Source organism: Rhizobacter sp. LjRoot28, assembly GCF_964253025.1.
Lineage (GTDB): Bacteria > Pseudomonadota > Gammaproteobacteria > Burkholderiales > Burkholderiaceae_C > Rhizobacter.
Window position 1 is genome coordinate 4,306,311 of the sequence record NZ_CAXUQC020000001.1, and the last position, 23,792, is coordinate 4,330,102.

Consider the following 23,792-nt stretch of genomic DNA (forward strand, 5'->3'; position numbering starts at 1 on the left):
GGCGACTGGTGTCAAGTCGCCGGGGGTCGCCTCAGGCCTGGGTGTAGGCCGTCTTGACCGTCGTGAAGAACTCGGCTGCGTAGCGCCCTTGTTCGCGCGGACCGTAGCTCGACCCCTTGCGACCGCCGAAGGGCACGTGATAGTCCACCCCCGCCGTCGGCAGGTTGACCATCACCATGCCGGCTTGCGCGTGGCGCTTGAAGTGCGTGGCGTGCTTGAGCGAGGTGGTCGCGATGCCGGACGCGAGGCCGAAGGGCGTGTCGTTGGCCAGGTGCAGCGCCTCGTCGTAGTCGCGCACCTTCTGGACGCTCACCACCGGGCCGAAGATCTCCTCGCGGTTGATGCGCATGGTCGGCTCCGTGTCGGCGAACAGGGCCGGGGCCATGTAGTAGCCCGGCTGGCCGTCCGCATTGGTGGCAATGGCATGGCCGCCGGCCACGAGGCGCGCGCCTTCGTCCTTGCCGATCTTCACGTACTCGAGGTTCTGCGCCAGCTGGCGGTCGTCCACCACCGGGCCGATGTCGGTGCCCACCTTGCGGGCGTCGTCCACCTTCAGGCCGCGCATGCGCTCGGCCACCGCTTCCACGAAGCGATCGTGGATGCCTTCGGTGACGATCACGCGCGACGAGGCCGTGCAGCGCTGGCCGGTCGAGAAGAAGCCGCTGTCGACGGCACAGTTCACCGCCACCGCCAGGTCGGCGTCATCCAGCACGACGAACGGGTTCTTGCCGCCCATCTCCAGCTGGAACTTGGCGAAGCGCGACAGGCAGGCGCTCGCCACGCGCTGGCCCGTGGCCACCGAGCCGGTGAAGCTGATGGCGTTGACGCGGGAGTCCTCCAGCATCGTGGCACCGACTTCGGTGCCGCGGCCCATGACCAGGTTGAAGGCACCGGCCGGCAGCCCGCTGCGCGAGATGATGTCGGCCAGCATCCAGGCCGAGCCCGGCACCAGTTCGGCCGGCTTGAAGACCACGGTGTTGCCGAAAGCGAGGGCCGGGGCGATCTTCCAGGCCGGGATCGCGATGGGGAAGTTCCAGGGCGTGATCAACCCGACCACACCGACGGGCTCACGCGTCACTTCCACGCCCACGCCGGGGCGCACCGAACCCAGCACCTCACCGGCCTGGCGCAGTGCCTCGCCAGCGAAGAACTTGAAGATGTTGCCCGCGCGGGTGACCTCACCCACGGCCTCGGGCATGCGCTTGCCTTCCTCGCGGGCGAGCAGGTCGCCCAATTCGGTGCGGCGTGCCAGGATCTCGCTGCCGATGGCGTCGAGGACGTCGAAGCGCTGTTGAGGCGTGCTCAGTCCCCATGCCGGCGCTGCGTCCTGGGCCGCGGCGATGGCGGTGCGCGTCTGGGCCGCATCGGCAAGCGCGTACTCACCGATCAGGTCGCGGGTGTCCGAGGGATTGATGTTGCGCGTGGCGCGCGGGCCGTCGACCCAGGCGCCACCGATCAGGTTCTGTTTCATCGTCGGGTCCTGCGTGGTTTATTGCGGGCCGAGGCGGGCGATGAGGGCTTGCAGGTCTTCGACTTCGCGCGGCTTCAGGTCCGACAGCGGCGGCCGCACGGGGCCGGCACTGTGGCCCACGAGCGTGGCGCCGGCCTTGACGATGCTCACGGCATAGCCCTGACCGCGGTTGCGGATCTCGAGGTACGGCAGGAAGAAGTCGTTGATCAGACGGCTGGTGGTCGCCTGGTCGCCGGCGGCGTACGCGTTGTAGAACTCCATCGCCGTGCGCGGGATGAAGTTGAAGACCGCCGAGGAGTACACCGGCACGCCGAGCGCACGGTAGGCGTGGGCGAAGACTTCTGCCGTGGGCAGGCCGCCCAGGTAGGAGAAGCGATCACCCAGGCGCTGACGCACGGACACCATCAACTCGATGTCACCCACGCCGTCCTTGTAGCCGATGAGGTTCGGGCACGCCTGGGCCAGTTGCTCCAGTGACGCAGGGGTGAGGCGCATGCCGGCGCGGTTGTAGACGATCACGCCGATGCGGACGCTGTCGCAGACGGCCTTGACGTGGGCGACCAGCCCCTCCTGGGATGCTTCGGTCAGGTAATGGGGCAGCAGCAGGATGCCTTGGGCGCCCGCCTTCTCCGCGGCCTGGGCGTACTGAATGGCCAGGGTCGTGCCGCCGCCGGCGCCGGCCACGATGGGCACTTGCCCGCGGCAGGTCTCGGCCGCCACCTTCACGACGTCGGTGAACTCGTCCGGGGCCAGCGAGAAGAACTCGCCGGTGCCGCCGGCGGCGAACAGCACGGTAGCCCCGTAGGGCATCAGCCACTCCAGGCGCTTGGCATAGGCCGTCGGATTGAATTTCAGGTCGGCATCGAAGTCGGTGAGCGGGAACGACAGCAGGCCGGACGACAACGCTTTTTGCAGCTCTTGGGGATTCATGGTGGCTCCGAGATGGCCCGAACGGGCAGGCCGTGCGACAACCGCACGTTGTATGTCATCGTACAACTAGAGGGGCGGATTGCAAGCGCTTTTCGTGCTGGTTTACCCCCATGCCCGGGCGCCGCTCAGGCTGACATGATGACTCCGCATCGACGTTGTCAGACAACTGACGTGTCGAGTCCAACGCGGGCGCTGGGCCCGTCGCCGCCTTATCCGGAGTACCCGCCATGTCTGCACGCCGCACCTTCCTCCTGGGCCTGAGCGCCCTCGCCACCACACTGAGCATCAGCCCCGCCGCGGTTGCGCAAGACGGCTGGCCCGCCAAGACCGTCAAACTGGTCGTGCCGTTCGCGGCCGGCGGCACCTCCGACATCCTCGCCCGCCACCTGGCGGCGCAGTTGCAGATCTCGCTCAAGCAGACCGTCATCGTCGAGAACAAGGCTGGCGCCGGCGGCGTGATCGGCGCCGACAGCGTGGCCAAGGCTCCCAACGACGGCTACACGCTGTTGCTCGGGACCATCGCCACGCACGCCATCAACCCGGCGCTGTCGCCGAAGATGCCCTACGACGCGGCGCGCGACTTCAGCCCGGTCATGTTGCTCGGCAGCATTTCCAACGTGTTGCTGGTCACCTCGAGCGAATCGGCCAAGACGGCCCGCGAACTCATCGGCAAGGCCAAGGCGAAGCCGGGGTCCTACGCGTTCGCCTCGGCCGGGCAGGGCACGTCCCAGCACATGTCGGGCGAGACCCTCAAGCTGCTGGCCGGCATCGATCTGCTGCATGTGCCCTACAAGGGCAGCGGCCCGGCCATCCAGGACGTGATCGCCGGCCAGGTGCCCATGAGCTTCGAGACCGTGACGGTGGCCCTGCCGCACATCCAGGCCGGCAAGGTGCGGGCGCTCGCGGTGACCTCCGCCCAGCGCAGCCGCGCGCTGCCCGACGTGCCGACGTTGCAGGAGTCGGGCGTGCCCGGCTTCGACGTGGCCAGCTGGCAGGGCATCTTCGCTCCCGCCGGCACGCCGCCTGCCATCGTGAACCGGCTGAACAGCGAACTGCAGAAGGTGATCGCTCAGCCGGAAACGAAGGCCCGCATGGAGACGCTCGGCCTCGAGTACAGCCCCAACTCGCCCAAGCAGTTCGCCGAGTTCCAGGCGGCCGAACAGGCCAAGTGGGCCAAGGTGGCCAAGGACGGCAACGTGCGCCTGGACTGAACGACCATGAGCCCCACGCCCCGCCTGCTGCAGCACGGCCGCCTGCTGCCCGAGCTCGAGACCGCCCTCGCGGCCGAGTTCGACGTCCACCGCCTCGCTGAAGAAGCCGACCCGGCCGCCTTTCTGGCGGCGCAGGGGCAGCACTTCACCGGCCTCGTCACCTCCGCCGGCGTCGGCGCGGACGCCGCACTGATCGCTGCATTGCCGCGACTGCAGGTCATCGCGAGCTTCGGCGTCGGCGTGGACCTGGTCGACCTCGATGCGGCCGCCGCGGGCGGCATCCAGGTCAGCTGCACGCCGGACGTGCTCAACGACTGCGTGGCCGACCTCGCCATGGGCCTGATGCTGGACGCGGCTCGCGGCATCAGCGCAGCCGACCGCTACGTCCGTCAGGGAGGGTGGCTCAAGGCGCGCTACCCGCTCGGCCACCGCGTCAGTGGCCGTCGCCTCGGGATCGTGGGTCTCGGACGCATCGGCCGGACGATCGCCCGCCGAGCCGGCGGCTTCGACATGGACATCCGCTACCACGCACGCCGGCCGGTGGCCGACGTCGCCTGGCGGCATGAGCCCGAGCTGGTCGCGCTGGCCGAATGGGCCGACTTCCTGGTGGTGATCGTCGCGGGCGGCGCCGGCACGCGGCACCTCGTCGACGCGCGCGTGCTCGACGCCCTGGGACCCGAGGGCTTTCTGATCAACGTGGCCCGCGGCAGCGTCATCGACGAGGCGGCGCTGGTGGCCGCCTTGCAGGCCGGGCGCATTGCGGGCGCCGGGCTGGATGTGTTCGAGGCGGAGCCGCACGTACCGCCCGAACTGTTCGAACTCGACAACGTGGTGCTGCTGCCGCACATCGCCAGCGGCACGGTGCAGACGCGCCGGGCCATGGCCGAGCTGGTGCTGGAGAACCTGCGCGCGTTCTACAGCGACGGCCGGGTGTTGACGCCCCCGGCCTGACGCTCAGGCAAGGCCCGGCGCCTCCGGCCGGCCGCCCATGAAGCGCTCGGCCGCCAGCTCCGGGGGCATGCCGCCGGCCGCGTCGGCGTTCCACAGCACCGCGGCGAATTCGTCGCAGTCCGCCGTCGTGAGGCGGGGTTCGATCTCCTGCAGCCGGTCGCTGCAGGCCTCGCACCAGGCCCAGCCGGCAGGTGATTCAGGCACGCCGCGCGCTCGTTTCATGGTGTCTCCAAAGTAATGCCGAGAGGGCCGGAATCTAGCGGCCGTCGCGGCCCGCCGCACCTGCCAAGGCTTACAGCTTGCCGCCCGTCGGGATCGTAAGATCACGCCCCATGAACCGCCGCCCCCTGCTGATCTCGCTCCTGGCCGCCGCCTTGCCCTCGGCCGCCCAGGCCATCCAGAAGAAATCCATGGCCGATCCGCTGTTGCTCGGCGTCGAGCAGTCGCTCGTCGACTCCGGCCTGGCGTCGTCCCTGCAGCGCGCCTTCGGCCGCGACACGGGCCTGGTCGTCAAGCTGGTGCCGGGCAGCAGTGCCTCGGTACTGGCAGCGCTCGAGCAAGGGGAGGTCGACGCCTCGATGACCAACGCGCCCGAGATCGAACTCAAGCTGGAGAAGCAGGGCCTGGCCCACGATCGCCGTCACGTCGCCTCGGGCGACCTGCTGCTGGTCGGTCCGGTGACGGGCAAGGGGAAGAAGGCGGCGGACCCGGCCGGCCTGCTCGGCGAGCGCGACATCGCGGCCGCGCTGGTGCGGCTCTCCCAGTCGGGCGCCCGCTTCATCGCGCCCGCCGCCGGCTCCGGCGCCAACCTGGGCGAGATCGCGCTCTGGCGCGCCGCCCGGGTGGCCCCCGCCGCGCCCTGGTACAGCAGCACCCCGGCCGGCGGCAACGCGCTCGCGCTCGCCGCCTCGGAGGGCGCGTACACGGTGGTGGAACGTGCCATGTGGCTTCAGCGGGATCGCAAGCCGCTGGCCATCGTCGTGGAGGGCGATGCCCGGATGGTGAGCCCCGTGCACGTGATGCGGGCCTTTCGGGTGAGCCATCCCGCCGCCAAGCTGTTCGGTCAATGGGTCGGCGGGGCGCAGGGCGCCCGGGCTGCGGCTGCGACCCGTGGCTGGCGGGGTCCGAAATGACCGGCCGCTTGCTGAGCGTCAATCGGGCCCTCGCCGCCGAGATGGACATCGGCGGGCGACCCGTCCTCACCGGCATCCGCAAGCGACCGGTCGAGGGGCCGGTGGCGGTGCGCCCGCTCGGGCTGGAAGGCGATGAACAGGCCGACTTGTCGGTCCACGGCGGGCTTTCCAAGGCGGTGTACGCCTACCCGTCCGAGCACTATCCGTTCTGGCAGACCGTGCGCGCGCAGGCCAAGGTGTCGGGTTGGGGTGAACCGCTCGCACCGGGGGCGCTCGGCGAGAACCTCACCTTGAGCGGCCTGCTGGAGTCAGGCGCCTGGATCGGCGACCTGCTGCGCTTTCCCGGTTGCACGCTGGCCGTGAGCGAGCCGCGTTTCCCGTGCTTCAAGTTCAATGCCGTCATGGGCTTCAACCAGGCCACCAAGCTGATGGTGGCCAACGGCTGGTGCGGCTTCTACCTGGCGGTGCGCGAGCCCGGCACGCTGTCGGCCGGAGACAGCTTCGAGCTGATCCCCGGCCCCCGCGAGGTCGGCATCGCCGAGCTGTTCCGCGGCAAGCTCGCCGCGCACAAGCGCTGAACGTGCCGACGGGCAGGCGCCGTGAGGCGCCTGCGCTTCACCCCTCCCGCGACCGCGTCAGAGCGTCGGGTAGTCGGTGTAGCCCGCGGCACCGCCGCCGTACAGCAGCTTCGGATTCATGGGGGCGAAAGGCTTGTCTTCCTTCAGGCGCCGCACCAGGTCCGGGTTGGAGATGAACGGCCGGCCGAAGGCAACCAGGTCGGCTGCACCCGACGCCACCACGTCCATCGCCATCTGGCGGTTGTACCCGTTGTTCACCATCCAGGCGCCGGCCTCGTGGCCGGCCTTGTACAGCGTGCGCAGCGCCTCGTAGTCGAACGGGGCCACGTCACGGGCGCCGCCGGTCTGGCCTTCGATGACGTGCAGGAAGGCGAGCTTCAGCGGCGCCAGCCGCTCCACGGCGCGATTGAAGAGCGCTTGCGGATTGCTGTCCTGGCCCGCGTCGTTGACCGGCGTCACCGGGCTCAGTCGCACGCCCGTGCGGCCGGTACCGATCTCCTCGACCACTGCGGTCATGACGTCGACCAGCAGCCGCGTGCGGTTCTCGATGCTGCCGCCGTACTCGTCCGTGCGGTCGTTGATGCTGTCGCGCAGGAACTGGTCGATCAGGTAGCCGTTGGCGCCGTGCACCTCCACACCGTCGAAGCCCGCATCGATGGCGCAGCGGGCGGCGTGGCGGTAGGCCGCCACGATGCCGGGCAGTTCGTCCGTGCGCAGTGCGCGCGGCTTCGAGGTTTCGACGAAGCCTTCCTTGGTGAACACCTTGCCCACCGCCACGCGGTCGGTCGACGACACCGGTGGCACGCCCCCCGGCTGCAGGGACACGTGCGAGATGCGGCCCACGTGCCAGAGCTGGATCACGATGCGTCCGCCCCTGGCGTGCACGGCGTCGGTGACCTTCTTCCAGGCAGCCACCTGCTCGGGCGAGTAGATCCCCGGGGTGTCGAGGTAGCCCTGGCCCTCCGGCATGATCTGCGCCGCCTCGGTGACGATGAGGCCGGCGCTCGCACGCTGGGCGTAGTACTCGACCGTCAGGTCGGTCGGCGTATAGCCGGCGCCCGCGCGATTGCGGGTCAGCGGCGCCATCACGATGCGGTTGGCCACGGGGATGTCACCGACGCGGGCGGGGTCGAACAATGAGCTCATGGTGGATCCTGTCTTGGAAAGGAAAGCTGGAAAACGGACGATCGTACGAAATCTCGGAAAGGCCTGCTGTCGCGCAGGTGCAAGGCCTTTCGTGCAAGCGACGCGGGCGTGTCGACTGCCGCTCAGAAGCTGGCGAGCACGACCTTGCCGCGCGCGCGGCCGCTCTCGACGAGCTGATGCGCCCGGCGCAGGTTGCTCGCGTTGATGGTGCCGAAGTGTTCGCCCACCGTCGTGCGGAGGGTGCCCGCGTCGACCATGCCGGCCACCCGGGCCAGCAGTTCGTGTTGTGCCTGCATGTCCGGTGTCTGGAACATGGAGCGGGCGAACATCATCTCCCAGTGCAGGGACAGCGACTTGCGCTTGAGGGCCATGACGTCGAGCGGCGTCTCCGGATCGTCGATCAGGCCGAGGCGGCCCTGCGGCGCCAGGGCCTCGACGAGCGCGGCGTAGTGCCGGTCGGTGTGCGTCAGGCTGGCCACCATCGCCACTGGACCGATGCCGGCCTGGCGCAAGCCGTCGCCCAGCGGCGCGGCGTGGTCGATCACGGCGTGGGCGCCCAGCGAAAGCACCCACTCCCGGGTCTCCGGCCGCGACGCCGTGCCCACCACCCTCATGCCCGACATCTGTCGGGCGAGCTGGACCAGGATGGAGCCCACGCCACCGGCGGCCCCCACCACCAGCAGCGTGCCGTCGCTGTCTTGCGTCACCCCGAAGCGGTCGAACAGCAGCTCCCAGGCCGTGATGGCGGTGAGCGGCAGGGCCGCCGCCTCGGCAAAGCCCAGACTGGTCGGCATCGGCCCGACGATGCGCTCATCGACGACCTGGAGTTCGGCGTTGCTGCCGGCTCGGGTGATGTCGCCTGCGTAGTAGACGCGGTCCCCTGGCTTGAACAGGCTCACCGCCGCCCCGACCGCCACCACCGTGCCAGCCGCGTCGTAGCCCAGCACCTTCGCTTCACCGGCGGCCCAGCCACCGCGGCGCCGCACCTTCGTGTCCACCGGGTTGACCGACACCGCCTCCACCCGCACCAGCAAGTCGCGCGGCCCGGGCGTGGGGTCGGGCAGGGTGGTGTCGACCAGGGCTTCGGGATGGTCGGCAGCGCGGGGCTCGTAGGCAACGACGGCTTTCATGGGCTCTCTCCACAATGTTCGGATGTCCGGACTGTACGGAGCCGGCTGGCGTTTGATAATCACCACCCGAGCGACAACACTTTCAAACGTCAATTGAAGACCAACTGGCCCGCCGACCTGCAGCTGTCGCAGCTGCAACTCTTCGTGCGACTGGCCGAGGCCGGCTCGCTGAGCGCCGCTGCGCGCCAGCTGGAACTCACCCCGGCCGCAGCGAGCGCCTCGCTCAAGCGGCTCGAGGCGGCGCTCGCCGTGCGACTGGTCGAGCGCTCCACCCGTTCCATGCGCCTCACGCCGGAGGGCGAGCTGCTCCGCGAGCATGCCGTGCGCGCGCTCGGCGTGCTCGACGACGCCCGCTCGCTGCTGAGCGCCCAGCGCGAGGAGCTGTCCGGCGAGATCCACCTGGCCGCGCCGCTGGACCTGGGCCGCACCGTGCTGAGCCCGCTCCTCGACACCTTCCAGGCCCGGCACCCCCGGCTGCGCGTGGTGCTCCACCTGTCCGACTCGGTCCACGACCTGCTGCGCGACCGCGTCGACGTGGCCGTGCGCTACGGCATCCTGCGCGACTCCTCCCTCGTGGTCCGGCCGCTGGCCCACACCCGCCGCACGCTGGTCGGTGCCCCGGCCTACCTCGCGCTCCACGGGCATCCGGCGCACCCGAGCGAACTCGCTCGCCACAACTGCCTTGCCCTCAACGTGGCCGGGCGCCCGGAGCTGCGCTGGTCATTCCACCGCGGCACGGAGTCGCTCAAGGTGAAGGTCGAAGGCAACCGCGTGGCCGACGACGGCGGCCTCGTCCGCCAATGGGCGGTAGCCGGCCTGGGCCTGGCGTTCAAGGCCGGCATCGACGTGCGGGCCGACCTGGCGGCCGGACGCCTGGTGGAGGTGATGCCCGGCTGGCAGGGCGACAGCTTTCCCCTGCAGGCCATCCTGCCGGCGCAGCGCCACCTCCCGCTGCGGGTACGCCGGCTGCTGGATGCCCTCGTGATGCAGTTCTCCCGGTTGGACGACCCCGCGGGTATCCCGCCCGCGGACGCAAGCAACGACAATACGGCGTCCGCTCCTTTCGATTGAGATCCGCCCATGCTCGCCTACCGCCATGCCTTCCACGCGGGCAACCACGCCGACGTCCTCAAGCACATCGTGCTGACGCGCGTGCTGCGCTACATGAACCAGAAGGACAAGCCGTACCGCTACATCGACACCCATGCGGGCGCCGGCGGCTACTCGCTCGAAGGGCAGTACGCGCAGAAGAAGGGCGAGTACCTGCAGGGCATCGCCCGCCTGTGGGATCGCGACGACCTGCCTGAGCTGGCCGCCGACTACGTACAGCTCGTCAAGCGATTCAACCCCGATGGCCGCATGGAGCAGTACCCCGGCTCGCCGGCCTTCGCCCAGATGCTGCTGCGCCCGGGCGACCAGATGCGCCTCTTCGAGCGCCACCCGACCGACCACCGCATCCTCACCTCCTTCCTTGCCGAGACGAAAGGCGTGGAAGTGCGCGACAGCGACGGCTTCGACGGCCTCAAGGGCCAGGTGCCGCCGTCAAGCCGCCGTGCCGTCACCCTGATGGACCCGTCGTACGAAGGCCATGGCGACTACGGCCGCGTGATCGTCTCGTTGCGCGAGGCGCTGGAGCGCTTCGTGGAAGGCGTCTACATGGTCTGGTACCCGCAGGTCAGCAAGCTGGAGGCGGCGCAGCTGCCGCGCCGGCTGGAAACGCTGGCCCCCAAGGGCTGGCTGCACGTGCGGCTCACGGTTCAGGTGCCCGATGCCCAGGGCTTCGGCCTGGCCGGCAGCGGCATGTTCATCCTCAACCCGCCCTACACCTTGCACGACGAGCTCGTCGAGCTCATGCCCTGGCTGGTGGACGTGCTCGGCCAGTACGACGACGCCTCCTACCTCATCGAACAGAAGGCGGCCTGACCCGCCCGCGCATGGAGCCAGCGCGCATGGACACGCCACCCTCCGGGCCGCTGCGCGGCATCAAGGTGCTGGAGATGGGCCAGCTCATCGCCGGCCCCTTCGCCGCCAAGACGCTGGCCGACTTCGGCGCCGACGTCATCAAGATCGAGCCGCCCGGCAGCGGCGACCCGCTGCGGCAATGGCGGCTGCTGCACGAGGGCACCAGCGTGTGGTGGCAGGTGCAGTCACGCAACAAGCGCAGCGTGGCACTCGACCTGCGGCAGCCGGAGGCACGCGAACTGGTGCGCCGGCTGATCGACGAATGCGATGTGCTGATCGAGAACTTCAAGCCGGGCGTGATGGAGGCCTGGGGCTTCGACCACGCCACGCTCGCGCGCAGCAACCCGGGCCTCGTGATGCTGCGCATCAGCGGCTACGGGCAGACCGGGCCGAACCGTGACCTGCCCGGCTTCGGCGTGGTGGCCGAGGCCATGGGCGGGCTGCGCCACCTGAGCGGCGAACCGGGCCGCGTGCCCGTTCGCGTCGGCGTGAGCATTGGCGACACCCTGGCATCCCTGCACGGAGTGATCGGCGTGCTGATGGCGCTGCACCACCGCCACGCCACCGGGCAGGGCCAGGTGGTGGACGTGGCCCTCTACGAGGCGGTGTTCAACTGCATGGAGAGCCTGCTGCCCGAGTACAGCGCCTTCGGCGTGGTGCGCGAAGCGGCCGGCTCCGCGCTGCCGGGCATCGCACCCAGCAACGCCTATGCGTGCGCCGACGGCTGGGTGCTGGTGGCAGGCAACGGCGACAGCATCTTCACCCGGCTCATGGACGCCATCGGCCGCGGCGACCTCGCGCGCGATCCCGCGCTCGTCGGCAACGCGGCCCGCGTGGCACGGGTGGCCGAGATCGACGACGCGATCGGCGCCTGGACGGCCCGTCGCACCGTCAGCGACGTGCTGGATGCGCTGAAGTCGGCCCAGGTCCCGGCCGGGCGCATCTACACCGCACGGGACATCGCCGAAGACCCGCACTACCGCGCCCGCGGCATGATCGAATCGATCACCACCGCCGACGGCCTCACGCTGGACGTGCCCGGCATCGTTCCCAAGCTGAGCGCCACGCCGGGCGCCATCACGCGGCGTGCGCCCACCCTCGGCGAGGACACCGAGGCCGTGCTGCGGGAGGTGGGCGTGAGCGACGCCCAGCTGCAGGCGCTGCGCGAGCGCGGCATCCTCTGACCGGCCGGGCCCTGGCACTCAGCTTGTGGCCCGCTTCAGGTCCTTGAAGGCGGCGAACAGCCACGAGCGCATGCCGATCACCAGCGTGTAGGCCTCGCGCTGCTCCGCCGGCAGGCGCTGGTCCGCGAGGTGCTGCTGCGCGAAGTCCTGGCCCACCCGCTGCAGCCGCTCGACCAGCGTCTCCGCGGAGCGGCGCCCCACCTGCCCGTGCACCAGCATCATCATCTCGCCCGCCCCGTCGAAGCCGCCGCTGAAGTAGTCGTCGGCCACCTGCTCGCGGAAGTAGCGCATCACCGGCCCGTGCGGTCGCCAGCGGAAGGTCTTCGCCACCTTGAGGCGATAGCGGTTGAGCGGTCGCAGCTCGATGACCCCCAGGCGGTCGAGCACCTTGAGGTAGACGAGGCACTGCGGCGCCTCGAGGGTATACGTGCTCGTGATCTGCTCCACCGTCCACTGGCTCAGGCAGCAGATGGCCAGCAGCAGCAGGCGCCGGTCGGCCACCACCGCTCGCTCCTGCTCCAGCGTGAGTTCGCGGCGAAGCGGCTGCGCATCGGCCACCCGGCGCGCGAGGTCGGCGAAATCCATCTTCAACACCCGCAACACGTCGTCGATGCGCGAGAGCGGCATGTCGCCCTTGGCAAAGATGCGCTTGATGCTGGACTCCGACATGCCGAGGTGCCCGGCCAGGTCGGCATAGGTCACGCCCTCGGCCTTGAGCTCCGACTTGAGGGCGGTGACGAGGTCGAGGGTGGTGCTCATGGCAGGCCTGGGGCAAGTGGATCCGAAGTATCGCCAAACGATACCAGACAGCCATTGAAACGCGTCCCACCTGCGGTGGATTGATACCGAAGGCCCGAGGGCAGAGGATGCGTCCATGTCCAACCCGTCCCCGGTCCACTCGATGAACACTTCCACCGTCCGCCACGACACCCGCGCCTGGAAACTGCAGGTCTGGGTCTCCTTCGGCCTCGCCGTCACGCTGTGCGGCACCGGCCTCGCCTACCTTCCAGGCGAGGACCTGCACCGCGCGTTCATGGTGATGGGCTACGTCTTCTGCCTTTCCACCGCCTTCGCCCTGTCGAAGTTCATCCGCGACAACGAGCGCGAGCGCAGCGACACACCGATGTGGAGCCTGGTGGTGTGGGGCGGCTTCGGCCTCGCGATGGCGTTGACCGCCTGGGGTCTGTACCGCATGCAGATCAACCCGACCTACAAGGCCTTCCTCGGGGTGAGCTGGCTGTTCCTCATCTCGACGGTGTTCACGCTGGCCAAGACGCTGCGCGACGCCCACGAAGCCCATCTGGCCGACGCCCGGGCCCATGCCCGCCGCGGTGAATGACCGCACCCAGGAGCCCCGACATGAAAACCGTTCGATCCTTGACGCCGCTGCTGCTGGCGGCCCTCCTGGCGCTGCCCCTCGTGACCGTGCCGGCTCGAGCCCACGACCGCGCCTCTGAAGCGAGTGCGCTGTCCGCCCTGCCGGTGGCCGTGTCGGTGGCGGCGCCCGCGATGTTCCTCTCCGCCGGAGCCCTCTTCACCGTGGTGGCCGTGGAAGCCTCGGCCGACGGTGCCGTCTGGGTGCTGGAGCGGGCCTCCGACGGCGCGCGCGCCAGCGTCCGGCTCAGCGGCCAGGCGGTGGGCGGCGTGTCCGTGGCGGTGGGCACGGTCGTGGTGACCACCGCCTTCAGCGCCGGCTGGGTCATCTCGGCGGCGGGTCAGGCGATCGCCTACATCCCGAACGAGATCGGCCGGGCGCTGCTGCACAACGAGCAGGTGACGCGATGACGCGCCTCCTCACGGCGACGCTGCTGGTGGGCCTGCTGGGTCTGGGCGCTGCGCCGGCGCGGGCTGGCCGCACCTGCGAAGCCCGCCCTCCGACGGCGGTGGCCGTGCAGCGAGCCCTCTCGCTGGCCCAGCGCGTCGCCGAGCACCTGTCGGCCGGGCCCGACCAGGTGGTCGGCATCGCCCGCGTGGGCCAGGACCTGAGCGCCTACGGCCAGCGCTACTCGCACCTGGGCCTTGCGTATCGGGAGGGCACGCGCTGGCGCGTGGTGCACAAGCTCAACGCCTGCGGTACGGCGGTGTCCGCCGTGTACCGGCAGGGCCTCGGCGAGTTCTTCCTCGACGACCTGCACGACTACGAAGCCGGCATCGTGGTGCTGTCGCCCGAGCTGCAGGCCCGGCTGCTGCCCGTGCTGCGCGACAACACGCGCCTTGCGCGGCTGAACGAGCGCCGCTACAGCATGGTGGCCCATCCCTGGGCGCAGACCTATCAGCAATCCAACCAGTGGGCAATCGAGACCTTGGCAATGGCCTACGAGCCGGCTGCATCAGACCGCCGGCGTGCCCAGGCGTGGCTGCAGCTCCAGGGCTACCGGCCGGCGGTGCTGCGCCTGTCGGCCACGCAGCGGCTGGGCGCCCGGTTGACGAGCGCGAACGTCGCCTTCGACGATCATCCGGACGCACAGCGATTCGCCGGCCGCATCGAAACCGTCACGGCCGATTCAGTGTTCGTGTGGCTTGCGCGCAGCGGCCACGGGTCTCGCCCCATCACCATCCGCTGATTCGGTGCTACAACCCAGCCGCATCTGCCCAACCGCCGAGGATCCCCGCTTGAGCTCCGCGCCGCACTCCAACCAGTTCTCGCTGCTGACACAGCGCCGCTTCGGCCCCTTCTTCTGGACACAGTTCCTCGGCGCCGGCAACGACAACCTGTTCAAGTTCGCGCTCACAGTCATGGTGACCTACCAGCTGCAGATCGGCTGGCTGCCCCCGGCCATGGCAGGGCTGGCGATCGGCGCGCTCTTCATCCTGCCCTTCCTGCTCTTCTCGGCCACGAGCGGCCAGTTGGCCGACAAGTACGACAAGGCACGCCTCATCCGCTTCGTGAAGTCCTTCGAGATCGTGGTGATGGGCGTGGCCGCGTGGGGCTTCGCTCGGCACGACGTGCCGGTGCTGCTTGGCTGCGTGTTCCTCATGGGCGTGCACTCCACGCTGTTCGGGCCCGTCAAGTTCGCCTACCTGCCGCAGCACCTGAACGAGCGCGAGCTCACCGGTGGCAACGGCATGGTCGAGATGGGCACCTTCGTGTCCATCCTGCTCGGCAACGTGGCCGGCGGCCTGCTGATCGCCGTTCCCGAGGTGGGCGCGCAGTGGGTCGCCTTCACCTGCCTGGCGCTGGCCATCGCCGGCCGTGTGCTGGCGCATGCCGTGCCGGTATCGCCGGCCACCGATCCCGCCCTGCGCATCAACTGGAACCCGTTCACCGAGACCTGGCGCAACCTCAGGCTGGCACACGGCAACCGGGTCGTGTTCCGCTCGCTGCTCGGCATCTCGTGGATGTGGTTCTTCGGCGCAGTGTTCCTGTCGCAATTCCCGTCCTTCGCCAAGGACGTGCTGCACGGCGACGAGCAGGTGGCCTCGCTGCTGCTGGTGGTGTTCTCGGTCGGCATCGGCATCGGTTCGCTGCTGTGCGAGGTGCTGTCGCGCCGGCATGTGGAGATCGGCCTCGTGCCCCTCGGCGCCATCGGCATGAGCGTGTTCGCCATCGACCTCTATTTCGCCTCCCGCGGCCTGCCGGCTTCGGCACCGCTCGGCTTGTCGGCCTTCGTGTCCCAGCCCGCCCACTGGCGCGTGATGGCCGACCTGGCGCTGCTGGCCCTCTTCGCCGGCCTCTACAGCGTGCCGATGTACGCGCTCATCCAGCTGCGCTCCGCGCCGACACACCGCGCCCGCATCATCGCGGCCAACAACATCCTGAACGCGCTGTTCATGATCGTGAGTTCGGTGGCCGTGGGCCTGCTGCTCAAGCTGGGTGCCAGCATCCCGCAGGTGTTCCTCATCGTGGGCATTGCCAACGCGATCGTGGCGACCCACATCTTCCTGCTGCTGCCCGAATACCTGCTGCGCTTCGTCGCGTTCGTGGCCACGCGCGTCATCTACCGCTTCAAGGTGCGGGGCGACGAGGCGCTGCCGACGGAGGGCGCCGCCATCCTGGTGTGCAACCACGTGAGCTTCGTCGACGCGGTGCTGCTGATGGGCGCAAGCCCCCGGCCCATCGTCTTCATCATGGACCATCGCATCTTCAACACACCGGTGCTGGGCACGATGTTCCGCTTGCTGAAGGCCATCCCCATCGCACCGCAGCGCGAAAACCCGGCGGTGTACGAGCAGGCCTTCGCCCGCGCCGCCGCGGCGCTCGACGACGGCGACCTGGTCTGCATCTTCCCCGAGGGCGCCATCACCAAGAACGGTGAACTGGGCGAGTTCAAGGCAGGCGTGATGAAGCTGCTCGAGCGCAACCCGGTGCCGGTGATCCCCATGGCCTTGCAGAACCTGTGGGGGTCGTTCTTCTCGCGGGTGGAGAAGGGCGCAGCGATGGTCAGGCCGTTCCGACGCGGCTTCTGGAGTCGGGTCGGTCTGGTGGTCGGCGAGCCGGTGCCGCCGACGCAGGTCACGCCCGACGGCCTGCGCAGCACGGTGCGCGGCCTGCTCGCCAGCCCGCCGTACCCGCAATGACCACTTGACTCAACTGGAAGGGCCGCCGCATGAGCACCGACCGTTTCGCGGGCCGCGTGGCGGCCATCACCGGCGCCGCCTCCGGCATGGGACGGGCGCTCGCCGTGGCGCTCGCCTCCCGCGGCTGCCATCTGGCGCTGTCGGACGTCGATGTGCCCGGCCTCGCCGAGACGGCCCGCCTGGCCGCGCGGGACGGCCTTCGCGTGACGCAGGCCCGCGTCGACACGGCAGACCGTGACGCGATGGTGGCGTGGGCCGACGCGGTGGCCGCCGAGCACGGCCGTGTGAACTTCGTGTTCAACAACGCGGGTGTCAGCCTGGGTGCCCCGCTCAGCGCGGTGCAGCGCGCCGACTTCGAGTGGATCATGGGCATCAACTTCTGGGGCGTGGTCTGGGGCACGGAAGCATTCCTGCCCCACCTGCGGGCGGCCCGTGACGGACACATCGTCAACACCTCCAGCCTGTTCGGCCTGCTGTCGGTCCCCATGAACGGCCCCTACAACGCCAGCAAGTTCGCGGTGCGCGGCTACACCGAGGCCCTGCGCATGGAGCTCGACCTGGCCAACGAGGGCGTGAGCGCCACCTGTGTGCACCCGGGCGGCGTGCGCACGCAGATCGCGCGCAGCGCCCGCGTCGACCCGGCCACCGAGGCCTGGACCGGCGAGCCCGTGGAGGTCTCGCGCAAGCGCTTCGACAAGCTGCTCAACACCACCTCGGCCGAAGCCGCCGCACGCCGCATCCTGCGCGGCGTCGAACGCAACGAACGCCGCGTGCTGGTCGGCCCGGACGCCTGGTGGCTCGACAAGCTGGTGCGCCTGTTCGGATCGGCCTACCAGGGCCTGCTGGTGCGAGGCATGCGCCGTGACCGGGCGCGCCAGGCCTCCGGCTAGACCCTTGACTTAAGCCGCCATTAATCCGCGGCACGGAACATCGCTCATCGAAGGCCGGCGAACCACGCCGGCTCATGGGAGAGCGAATGTTCATGGCCTTGTCACCCCAACCCTCGGCACGCGCGGCCGCGGCGGGGCCTGCGGTTCCAGGCGGCCTCACGCCGCAGCGCCTCACCGTCCATGGTCGGGACGACCCGTCGCGGGCAGAGGTGGAGACCTTCATCGCCGGGGTGTATGCATCGCGCCATGGCGCGCAGGTGCAGCACTTCGCCGAGACGCTGGTGGCACTGCGCCACGGCGCGTCCATCATCGCCGCGGCAGGCTACACGCCGGCCGGCACGGCGCCTCTCTTCCTGGAACGCTATCTGTCGGCGCCGGTGCAGGTGCTGCTAGCCGCCCGCACGCCGCTCCCCGTCCCCCGGGCCGGTGTGGTGGAGGTCGGCCACCTCGCCGCCGAACGGGCCGGTGAGGGGCGCCGGCTCATCTTCCTGCTGGCGCCGCATCTCGCGTCCCTCGGCGTGCAGTGGGTCGCCAGCACGCTGACCGCCGAGCTGCGCCAACTGTTCGTGCGCATCGGCGTGACGCCCGTCGTGCTGGCCGCGGCAGACCCGGCGGCCCTCGGTCCCGAGGCCGGGCAGTGGGGCACCTACTACACCCACCAACCCGTGGTGGTGGCCGGCCACCTGCCGCGGGTGCTCCGCCAGTGGACGACCGGAGGTCAGGCATGAGCGCAACCGGCGACCCCATCGCGCTGATCGGCGCCGGACGGCGCTGGACAGCGGCCGAACTCGAGGCGGAGGTATCCCGAACCGCCTTCCGACTGGTCGAGGCGGGCACCCGGGTCCTGGCCACCTTGCTGGACAACGGGCCGGCCTGGGTCGTCGCGGACCGGGCCGCTGCCCGGGCGGGCCTCGTGCACGTCCCGCTGCCGCTGTTCTTCACGCCCCCGCAGGTGGCGCACGCGCTGCACGCCGCCGGCGTGGACACGCTGCTCGCGCCGACGCAGGCGGCCCCTCGCTTCGCGCCCGCGACCTCCACGCCCTGGCCGCTCGCGGACGACACCGTCGCCTGCATTCGCCTGCCGGCGGCGCCCGTCCACATGCCGGTCGGAACCGGCAAGGTGACCTTCACGTCGGGCACCACCGGCGCGCCGAAGGGCGTCTGCCTGCGCGCCGATGCCATGCAAGCGGTTGCCGCCGGCTTGATCGAGGCCCTGGAGCCCCTGGGCATCCGGCATCACCTGTGCGCGCTGCCGTTGGCCGTGCTGCTCGAGAACATCGCCGGCCTGGACGCACCGCTCGCCCGCGGCGCCGCCTGCACCGTGTTGCCGCTCTCGAGCGTCGGCCTGAGTGGCTCCTCGGGCTTCAATGCGGCGGTGTTCGACGCCGCCGTGCGCCAGCACCAGCCCGACAGTCTCATTCTCTTGCCGCAGATGCTGCGCGCGTGGGTCAGCCATCTCACCACCTGGCGACAGGCGGCGCCGGCCAGCCTCAAGTTCGTGGCGGTCGGCGGTGCCGCGGTCGGCCTGCCTGTGCTGAGGGCCGCACGGGCACTGGGCATCCCGGCCTTCGAGGGGTACGGGCTGTCCGAGGGCGCCTCGGTGCAGACGCTGAACCTGCCCGGCGACGATCGGCCCGGCAGCGCCGGTCGCCCGCTGCCGCATGCCCAGCTGCGGGTGGGGCCGGAGGGCGACATCGAAGTCGCGGGCAGCCTGTTCGCCGGCTACCTGGGGGACCCGACCGCAGTCCCGGCCTGGTGGCCGACCGGGGACCTCGGCCGCATCGACGACGACGGGTTCGTGCACATCCACGGAAGGCGCAAGCAGGTGCTCGTCACGGCCTTCGGTCGCAACGTGTCGCCCGAGTGGGTGGAGACCGCCATGCGCAGCGAGCCCGCGATCGGCCAGGCCGTCGTCTTCGGCGATGGGCAACCGGCGTTGAGCGCGGTGCTGTGGCCCGCCGCGCAAGACGTGGCGGCACATGCACTGGACGCTGCGGTGCGGGCCGCGAATGCCAGCTTGCCGGACTACGCCCAGGTGCGCCACTGGGTGCGAGCCCAGGGCGATTTCACGCCGGAAGCCGGGCTCGCCACACCCAACGGCCGCCCGCTGCGGGCCGCCATCCAGCAGCGCCACGCCGCCGCGCTGGCGGCCCATTCCGAACCCATGTTCCCGGAGTTGCAATGACCGTTCACGCCCCGTCCACCGGCTTTCACGCCCGCCTGCTGGCCGCCACCGAGGCCTCGCGCGCCGACCTGCTGCACACGCCCATCATCCAGGGCTGCCTGCAGGGCGAGGTGTCCCTTGAGAGCTACATCGCCTTCCTCACCGAGGCGTTCCACCATGTCCGGCACACGGTGCCGCTGCTGAGAGCCTGCAAGGCGGCGCTGCCGGACCGGCACCGCTGGCTGGACGAGGCCATGGACGAGTACGTGGCGGAGGAGCAGGGCCATGACGAATGGATCCTCGACGACCTGCGTGCCTGCGGCGCGGATGCCGAGGCGGTGCGCCGGGGCCGGCCCGCACACGCCACCGAGGTGATGGTGGCCTATGCCTACGACACCATCGCACGTGGCAACCCGCTCGGCTTCTTCGGCATGGTGCACGTGCTGGAAGGCACGAGCGTCTCGCTGGCGCTGCTCGCTGCCGACAGCATCCAGTCGCCCCTGGGCCTGCCCGACGCGGCCTTCAGCTACCTGCGCTCGCACGGCACGCTCGACCAGGAGCACACCGCACACTTCGCGCTGCTGATGGACGCCATCGACGACCCCGTGGATCAGGACGCGATCATCCACGCGGCGCGTGCCTTCTTCCGTCTCTATGGCGATGTGTTCCGAGGCCTGCCGCTGCCCCACTCGCACGCTGCCGCACGACAGGGGGTGCCGGCATGAAGCTCGCTGAATGCCGGGTACTGCTCACGGGTGCGGCGGGCGGCATCGGACAAGCCGCGGCCACGGCCTTGCTGCAGGCCGGTGCGGCCGTGCTGCTCACCGGCCGCTCGCCCGCGCGGCTGGCCACCCAGGCGCGCGCGCTGGAGCGCCGCTTCGGCCTGACGCCCGAGCGGGTGGACTGGCGAGCCGCCGACCTCGCCACGGCGGACGGGCCCGGCACCCTGGCACGTCAGGCCAGGGACTGGGGCTGCAACGTCGTCATTCACAACGCGGGCCTGCCGGCCTTCGGTCGCTTTGACGACCTGGCCCCGGCCGACCTGCGCCGACTGCTCGACACCAACCTGCTCGCGCCCATGCTGCTCACGCAGGCGCTGCTGCCGCACCTGTCGCGTCTGCCCCATGCCCAGGTGGTGTGCGTGGGCTCCGCGCTCGGCCGCATCGGCCTGCCGGGCTACGCGGCGTACAGTGCCAGCAAGTTCGGCCTGCGCGGTTTCGCCGAGGCACTGCGCCGCGAACTCGCCGGCGGCCCGGTGCGGGTGCAGTACTTCGGCCCACGCAGCACCCGCACCGGCTTCAACGACGCGCGCGCGCAAGCCTTCACCGACGCCACCGGCTCCGCCATGGACACCCCCGAGACCGTGGCCGCGGCCCTGGTCCGCTTCATCGAGGACGAGGCGGCGGAGCGCTTCGTCGGCTACCCCGAGAAGCTGGCCGTCCGCCTCAACGGTCTCACGCCCACCTGGCTGGACCGCAGCCTGTCGGCGCAAGGCCGTCACCTTCCCCCCGCCACGCCTTCGCTCACCTGACCGTACCGCCGGAGACCCACCATGTCCTCTCGTTCACCCTGCTCGATTCCAACGTCGCGCCCGATCCCGCTCAAGAGCAGCGTGCTGCGCACCGCCCTCGTCGCCTGCCTGGCCTCGGCCGTGACCTGGACCGCCGTGGCCGCGCCGGTCGACGACGCCGTCACCGAACTGCAGCGCGGTTGGGAAGTGGCCCGCTACCAGGCCCCCGCGGCCGAACGCGAAAAGCGCTATGAGGCGCTTGCCGAGCGGGCTCACAAGGTGAGCCAGGGCTTTCCCGGGCGCAGCGAACCGCTGGTCTGGGAGGGCATCATCGTGAGCTCGCTGGCCGCAGAGAGGGGCGGGCTCGGGGCGCTGGGCCTGGCCAAGCAGGCGCGCACCCTGTACGAGCAGGCCATCGACCTTGACGGCCGCGCCCTCGACGGCTCCGCCTACAACAGCCTCGGCGTCCTGTACTACAAGGTGCCGGGCTGGCCCATCGGCTTCGGCGACAAGGAGCGCGCCAAGACGCTGCTGCAGAAGGCCCTGGCCCTCAATCCCGACGGCATCGATCCGAACTTCTTCTACGGCGAGTTCCTCGTGGAGTCGCGCCATGCGGAGGAGGCCATTCCGTACCTGGAGCGCGCACTGCGTGCGCCGGCGCGTCCCGGGCGGGCGGTCGCCGACAGCGGGCGGCGTGAGGAGGCTCGCGCCTTGCTGGAAAAAGCGCGGGGACGTTGACCGTTCGTCCCTGCCTCGGGCGGTCGGACGTCCCGGCGTCAGGGCACCACGATCAGCCGAAGCACCGCAACGCCGGTCAGCCAGCTGACTTGTCCGGCGCAGCGAAACCGAGCGTGGCCCGCACGCCGCGTCCGTCCGCGCATGCCCCATGGTTCAGCACCAGGCCATGCAAGGTGGCGATGCGCTGGGCGATGGACACCCCGAGACCGCTGCCGATCTCGGCTTGGCCGTCTGGCCGGTGGAAGCGCTCGCCGAGGTGGGCCAGCTGCGCCGCGGACAGCGGCTCACCCTCGTTGTCGACGGTGAGGTGGTCGCGACCGAAGCGCAGGCTCACGACGCTGCCCACCGGGGCATAGCGCACGGCGTTGTCGAGCAGGTTGCGCAGCAGCACCGTGAGCAGGTCGGGGTCGCCGAGCAACGGAAAGGCGTCGGCGGGGGAGGGCGGCCATTCGCAGGCAAGCTCGATGTCCCGCCGGCGGGCGAGTGCCAGGCAATCGTTCACCACCTGCTCCACGATGGCGTGCCAGTCCACGGGCACGGGCCGGGGCAGCGCCGCGGCCGTCTCCACCCGCGACAGGGCGAGCATCTGCGTGACCAGCCGGTCCATGCGATCGAGGCCGACGTCCACGCGCGAGGCCGCCTGCCGGCGCTCGGCCCCGGTGTCCGCGTGCTGCAACACATCCCACTGAGCCCGCAGGGCCGCAAGCGGCGTGCGCAGTTCGTGCGCCGCATCGGCGGTGAAGCGGCGCTCGCGCGCGAGGGTGTCGTCGATGCGCTGGAAGAGGCCGTTCATCGCGCCCAGCAGCGGCTTGAGTTCCTCTGGCGCGCGTTCAGGTGGCACAGGGCGCAGGTCGCCGGCGTCGCGGGCGCCGAGCTCGACGGTGAGTTGCCGCACCGGCGCGAGGGCCCGCCGCACGGCCCAGGCCATCGCGGCCAGCAGCACCGGCAGCACCAGCAGCCAGGGGAGCACCTGGCTCGACGTCAGGCTGAAGACGAGCTCCTCACGCTCGTAGGCTTTCTGGCCGGCCGCCACCAGCCAGTCACCCTCGGGCGATTGAAGGTAGTAGATGCGCCAGGATTCACCGTCCAGCAACTCATCGGCAAAGCCGGAGGTCTGCAACCGCCGCGGCAGCTGCTGGCCTTCGCGGTCGGACATGAGCAGCGCGCCGTGCCGGTCCCACACGGCAATGGCGAGGTCCTGCACGTCGGCGTCGCCGAGCGCGGGGTCCGAGGCCGCGGGCCCCGCGGGGAGGGGTGCCGGTCGCGGCCGCGCCTCCGGTGACGGCGCCTCGGGCAGCGTGGCCTGCACCTGGCGCGCCAGGCGAATCATCTCGGAGTCGAAGAGTTCGTTCACCTCGTCGCGCGCCCGGTCGATGGAGACGAACAGCGCGGCCGCCCAGACGAGCGGCGCCGAGACGAGGAGGTACAGCAGCAGGCGGCGTTGCAGGCTCATGCCGCGGCCTCACCGGAGCCGAGCGCGTAGCCCACGCCCCGCACGGTGCGCACGATCCCGGGATGGATCTTGCGCCGCAGGTGGTGCACATGCACTTCGAGCGTGTTGCTCTCGGGCTCGGCCCCGTGCCAGTCGTACAGCCGTTCCTGCAGGTGGGCCTTGGACAGCACCCGCTCGGGATGCTTGAGCAGCGCCTCCAGCAGCGCGAGCTCCCGCGCGGTGAGCTCCACCGGTTGCCCGCGCCAGGCGACCCGCTTGGCCGCCGGGTCATATTCGAGCGCGCCATGGCGCCAGACCGACTCAGCGCGCCCGGCCGAGCGACGGACCATGGCCCGCAACCGGGCTGCGATCTCGTCAAGGGTGATGGGCTTGACCAGGTAGTCGTCCGCTCCGGCATCGAGGCCGGCAATGCGCTGGTCGACCGCGTCGCGCGCGGTGAGGATCAGCACCGGGAGGCTCAAGGCCCGGGCGCGCCAGTGGCGCAGCCAGGTCATGCCGTCACGCCCGGGCAAGCCCAGGTCGAGCACGGCGGCGTCGTAAGGGGCGGCGACCAGGGCGGCATCGGCCTGGGGGCCGTCGCGAAACCAGTCGACCGCGTGACCGCGCTGGCGCAGTCCCGCCGACAAGGCCTCGCCGAGCAAGGGGTCGTCTTCGACCACGAGAATGCGCATGACTGCCTCCACGCCTTGCAAGGCGGCGTGCAAGCCCGATTATCCGGCGCGGCACGCCCCCGCCATTGCGCCAGAGCAGCCGCAACGAGCACCGCTTGCCGTGCTGCACCCGTCCATGCCAAGCTGGTGCGGCGCAGCAACGCGCACCATCA

Annotated in this window: 25 protein-coding genes; 17 read left to right on the forward strand and 8 right to left on the reverse strand. The window is 70.5% G+C overall.

From position 1 onward, the window contains the following. Nucleotides 1–31 precede the first annotated feature (31 nt). A complete protein-coding gene (locus ACSQ2F_RS19790) occupies nucleotides 32–1,471 on the reverse strand; it encodes an aldehyde dehydrogenase family protein (RefSeq protein ID WP_436025960.1) in 1,440 nt (479 codons plus the stop codon). A gap of 18 nt (nucleotides 1,472–1,489) precedes the next feature. After that, a complete protein-coding gene (gene kdgD, locus ACSQ2F_RS19795) occupies nucleotides 1,490–2,401 on the reverse strand; it encodes a 5-dehydro-4-deoxyglucarate dehydratase (RefSeq protein ID WP_436025961.1) in 912 nt (303 codons plus the stop codon). Between the two features lie 227 nt (nucleotides 2,402–2,628). Here kdgD and ACSQ2F_RS19800 point away from each other — a divergent pair, with 227 nt between their 5' ends. Then, entirely contained in the window at nucleotides 2,629–3,612 is a 984-nt protein-coding gene (locus tag ACSQ2F_RS19800) for a Bug family tripartite tricarboxylate transporter substrate binding protein (RefSeq protein ID WP_436025962.1), read from the forward strand. Nucleotides 3,613–3,618: 6 nt separating this feature from the next. Continuing rightward, nucleotides 3,619–4,563 (forward strand): 2-hydroxyacid dehydrogenase, encoded by a 945-nt coding sequence (locus ACSQ2F_RS19805; protein ID WP_436025963.1) that lies wholly within the window; start codon nucleotides 3,619–3,621, stop codon nucleotides 4,561–4,563. Between the two features lie 3 nt (nucleotides 4,564–4,566). On the opposite strand, the gene ACSQ2F_RS19810 is transcribed toward ACSQ2F_RS19805, so the two are convergent. Then, nucleotides 4,567–4,785, reverse strand: a complete 219-nt coding sequence (locus ACSQ2F_RS19810; RefSeq protein ID WP_436025964.1) for a hypothetical protein — start codon at nucleotides 4,783–4,785, stop codon at nucleotides 4,567–4,569. Nucleotides 4,786–4,895: 110 nt separating this feature from the next. On the opposite strand from ACSQ2F_RS19810, the gene ACSQ2F_RS19815 reads away from it, so the two are divergent. Next, on the forward strand, nucleotides 4,896–5,696 hold the full coding sequence (locus tag ACSQ2F_RS19815; RefSeq protein ID WP_436025965.1) for a substrate-binding domain-containing protein: 801 nt from the start codon (nucleotides 4,896–4,898) through the stop codon (nucleotides 5,694–5,696). Continuing rightward, nucleotides 5,693–6,274: an MOSC domain-containing protein gene (locus ACSQ2F_RS19820; RefSeq protein ID WP_436025966.1), complete on the forward strand. Its 582-nt coding sequence runs from the start codon at nucleotides 5,693–5,695 to the stop codon at nucleotides 6,272–6,274. The genes ACSQ2F_RS19815 and ACSQ2F_RS19820 overlap by 4 nt, the downstream gene beginning before the upstream one ends. A gap of 57 nt (nucleotides 6,275–6,331) precedes the next feature. Here the strand turns inward: ACSQ2F_RS19820 and ACSQ2F_RS19825 are convergent, their stop codons facing one another. After that, nucleotides 6,332–7,420, reverse strand: coding sequence for an alkene reductase (locus ACSQ2F_RS19825; RefSeq protein ID WP_436025967.1), 1,089 nt, complete (start codon nucleotides 7,418–7,420; stop codon nucleotides 6,332–6,334). A 122-nt stretch (nucleotides 7,421–7,542) separates the two neighbouring features. Continuing rightward, nucleotides 7,543–8,550 carry a zinc-binding alcohol dehydrogenase family protein gene (locus ACSQ2F_RS19830; RefSeq protein ID WP_436025968.1) on the reverse strand — a complete coding sequence of 336 codons (1,008 nt, stop codon included), beginning with the start codon at nucleotides 8,548–8,550 and terminating at the stop codon, nucleotides 7,543–7,545. Nucleotides 8,551–8,643: 93 nt separating this feature from the next. On the opposite strand from ACSQ2F_RS19830, the gene ACSQ2F_RS19835 reads away from it, so the two are divergent. Genes ACSQ2F_RS19835 through ACSQ2F_RS19845 form a run of 3 tightly spaced genes read left to right on the forward strand, consistent with a single transcriptional unit; the run spans nucleotide 8,644 to nucleotide 11,696 of the window. Next, a complete protein-coding gene (locus ACSQ2F_RS19835) occupies nucleotides 8,644–9,621 on the forward strand; it encodes a LysR family transcriptional regulator (protein WP_436025969.1) in 978 nt (325 codons plus the stop codon). Nucleotides 9,622–9,630: 9 nt separating this feature from the next. Further along, nucleotides 9,631–10,473: a 23S rRNA (adenine(2030)-N(6))-methyltransferase RlmJ gene (locus ACSQ2F_RS19840; protein WP_436025970.1), complete on the forward strand. Its 843-nt coding sequence runs from the start codon at nucleotides 9,631–9,633 to the stop codon at nucleotides 10,471–10,473. 26 nt (nucleotides 10,474–10,499) lie between these two features. Further along, a complete protein-coding gene (locus ACSQ2F_RS19845; RefSeq protein ID WP_436025971.1) occupies nucleotides 10,500–11,696 on the forward strand; it encodes a CaiB/BaiF CoA transferase family protein in 1,197 nt (398 codons plus the stop codon). Between the two features lie 18 nt (nucleotides 11,697–11,714). On the opposite strand, the gene ACSQ2F_RS19850 is transcribed toward ACSQ2F_RS19845, so the two are convergent. Beyond that, nucleotides 11,715–12,455 carry a helix-turn-helix domain-containing protein gene (locus ACSQ2F_RS19850; RefSeq protein ID WP_436025972.1) on the reverse strand — a complete coding sequence of 247 codons (741 nt, stop codon included), beginning with the start codon at nucleotides 12,453–12,455 and terminating at the stop codon, nucleotides 11,715–11,717. 115 nt (nucleotides 12,456–12,570) lie between these two features. Here ACSQ2F_RS19850 and ACSQ2F_RS19855 point away from each other — a divergent pair, with 115 nt between their 5' ends. The 10 genes from ACSQ2F_RS19855 (at nucleotide 12,571) to ACSQ2F_RS19900 (ending at nucleotide 21,516) form a co-directional block, all read left to right on the forward strand. Next, entirely contained in the window at nucleotides 12,571–13,035 is a 465-nt protein-coding gene (locus tag ACSQ2F_RS19855; protein WP_436025973.1) for a YiaA/YiaB family inner membrane protein, read from the forward strand. A gap of 20 nt (nucleotides 13,036–13,055) precedes the next feature. After that, on the forward strand, nucleotides 13,056–13,481 hold the full coding sequence (locus ACSQ2F_RS19860) for a hypothetical protein (RefSeq protein WP_436025974.1): 426 nt from the start codon (nucleotides 13,056–13,058) through the stop codon (nucleotides 13,479–13,481). Next, nucleotides 13,478–14,260: a DUF2145 domain-containing protein gene (locus ACSQ2F_RS19865; protein WP_436025975.1), complete on the forward strand. Its 783-nt coding sequence runs from the start codon at nucleotides 13,478–13,480 to the stop codon at nucleotides 14,258–14,260. Before ACSQ2F_RS19860 ends, ACSQ2F_RS19865 begins: the two co-directional genes overlap by 4 nt. A 49-nt stretch (nucleotides 14,261–14,309) precedes the next feature. Continuing rightward, nucleotides 14,310–16,214 (forward strand): MFS transporter, encoded by a 1,905-nt coding sequence (locus tag ACSQ2F_RS19870; RefSeq protein ID WP_436025976.1) that lies wholly within the window; start codon nucleotides 14,310–14,312, stop codon nucleotides 16,212–16,214. Nucleotides 16,215–16,243: 29 nt separating this feature from the next. Next, the gene (locus tag ACSQ2F_RS19875) at nucleotides 16,244–17,104 is read left to right on the forward strand and encodes an SDR family NAD(P)-dependent oxidoreductase (RefSeq protein ID WP_436025977.1); all 861 of its coding nucleotides are present in this window, start codon (nucleotides 16,244–16,246) and stop codon (nucleotides 17,102–17,104) included. 92 nt (nucleotides 17,105–17,196) lie between these two features. Then, nucleotides 17,197–17,832, forward strand: a complete 636-nt coding sequence (locus ACSQ2F_RS19880; protein ID WP_436025978.1) for a thermostable hemolysin — start codon at nucleotides 17,197–17,199, stop codon at nucleotides 17,830–17,832. Continuing rightward, on the forward strand, nucleotides 17,829–19,289 hold the full coding sequence (locus ACSQ2F_RS19885) for an AMP-binding protein (RefSeq protein ID WP_436025979.1): 1,461 nt from the start codon (nucleotides 17,829–17,831) through the stop codon (nucleotides 19,287–19,289). Before ACSQ2F_RS19880 ends, ACSQ2F_RS19885 begins: the two co-directional genes overlap by 4 nt. Next, nucleotides 19,286–19,993: a TenA family transcriptional regulator gene (locus ACSQ2F_RS19890; protein ID WP_436025980.1), complete on the forward strand. Its 708-nt coding sequence runs from the start codon at nucleotides 19,286–19,288 to the stop codon at nucleotides 19,991–19,993. The genes ACSQ2F_RS19885 and ACSQ2F_RS19890 overlap by 4 nt, the downstream gene beginning before the upstream one ends. After that, nucleotides 19,990–20,799: an SDR family oxidoreductase gene (locus tag ACSQ2F_RS19895; protein WP_436025981.1), complete on the forward strand. Its 810-nt coding sequence runs from the start codon at nucleotides 19,990–19,992 to the stop codon at nucleotides 20,797–20,799. The genes ACSQ2F_RS19890 and ACSQ2F_RS19895 overlap by 4 nt, the downstream gene beginning before the upstream one ends. Before the next feature lie 21 nt (nucleotides 20,800–20,820). Further along, nucleotides 20,821–21,516 (forward strand): hypothetical protein, encoded by a 696-nt coding sequence (locus ACSQ2F_RS19900; RefSeq protein ID WP_436025982.1) that lies wholly within the window; start codon nucleotides 20,821–20,823, stop codon nucleotides 21,514–21,516. Between the two features lie 76 nt (nucleotides 21,517–21,592). Here ACSQ2F_RS19900 and ACSQ2F_RS19905 read toward each other — a convergent pair whose 3' ends face one another. Further along, nucleotides 21,593–22,969 carry a histidine kinase dimerization/phospho-acceptor domain-containing protein gene (locus ACSQ2F_RS19905; protein ID WP_436025983.1) on the reverse strand — a complete coding sequence of 459 codons (1,377 nt, stop codon included), beginning with the start codon at nucleotides 22,967–22,969 and terminating at the stop codon, nucleotides 21,593–21,595. After that, nucleotides 22,966–23,640 carry a response regulator gene (locus ACSQ2F_RS19910; RefSeq protein WP_436025984.1) on the reverse strand — a complete coding sequence of 225 codons (675 nt, stop codon included), beginning with the start codon at nucleotides 23,638–23,640 and terminating at the stop codon, nucleotides 22,966–22,968. The genes ACSQ2F_RS19905 and ACSQ2F_RS19910 overlap by 4 nt, the downstream gene beginning before the upstream one ends. Nucleotides 23,641–23,792 lie beyond the last annotated feature (152 nt).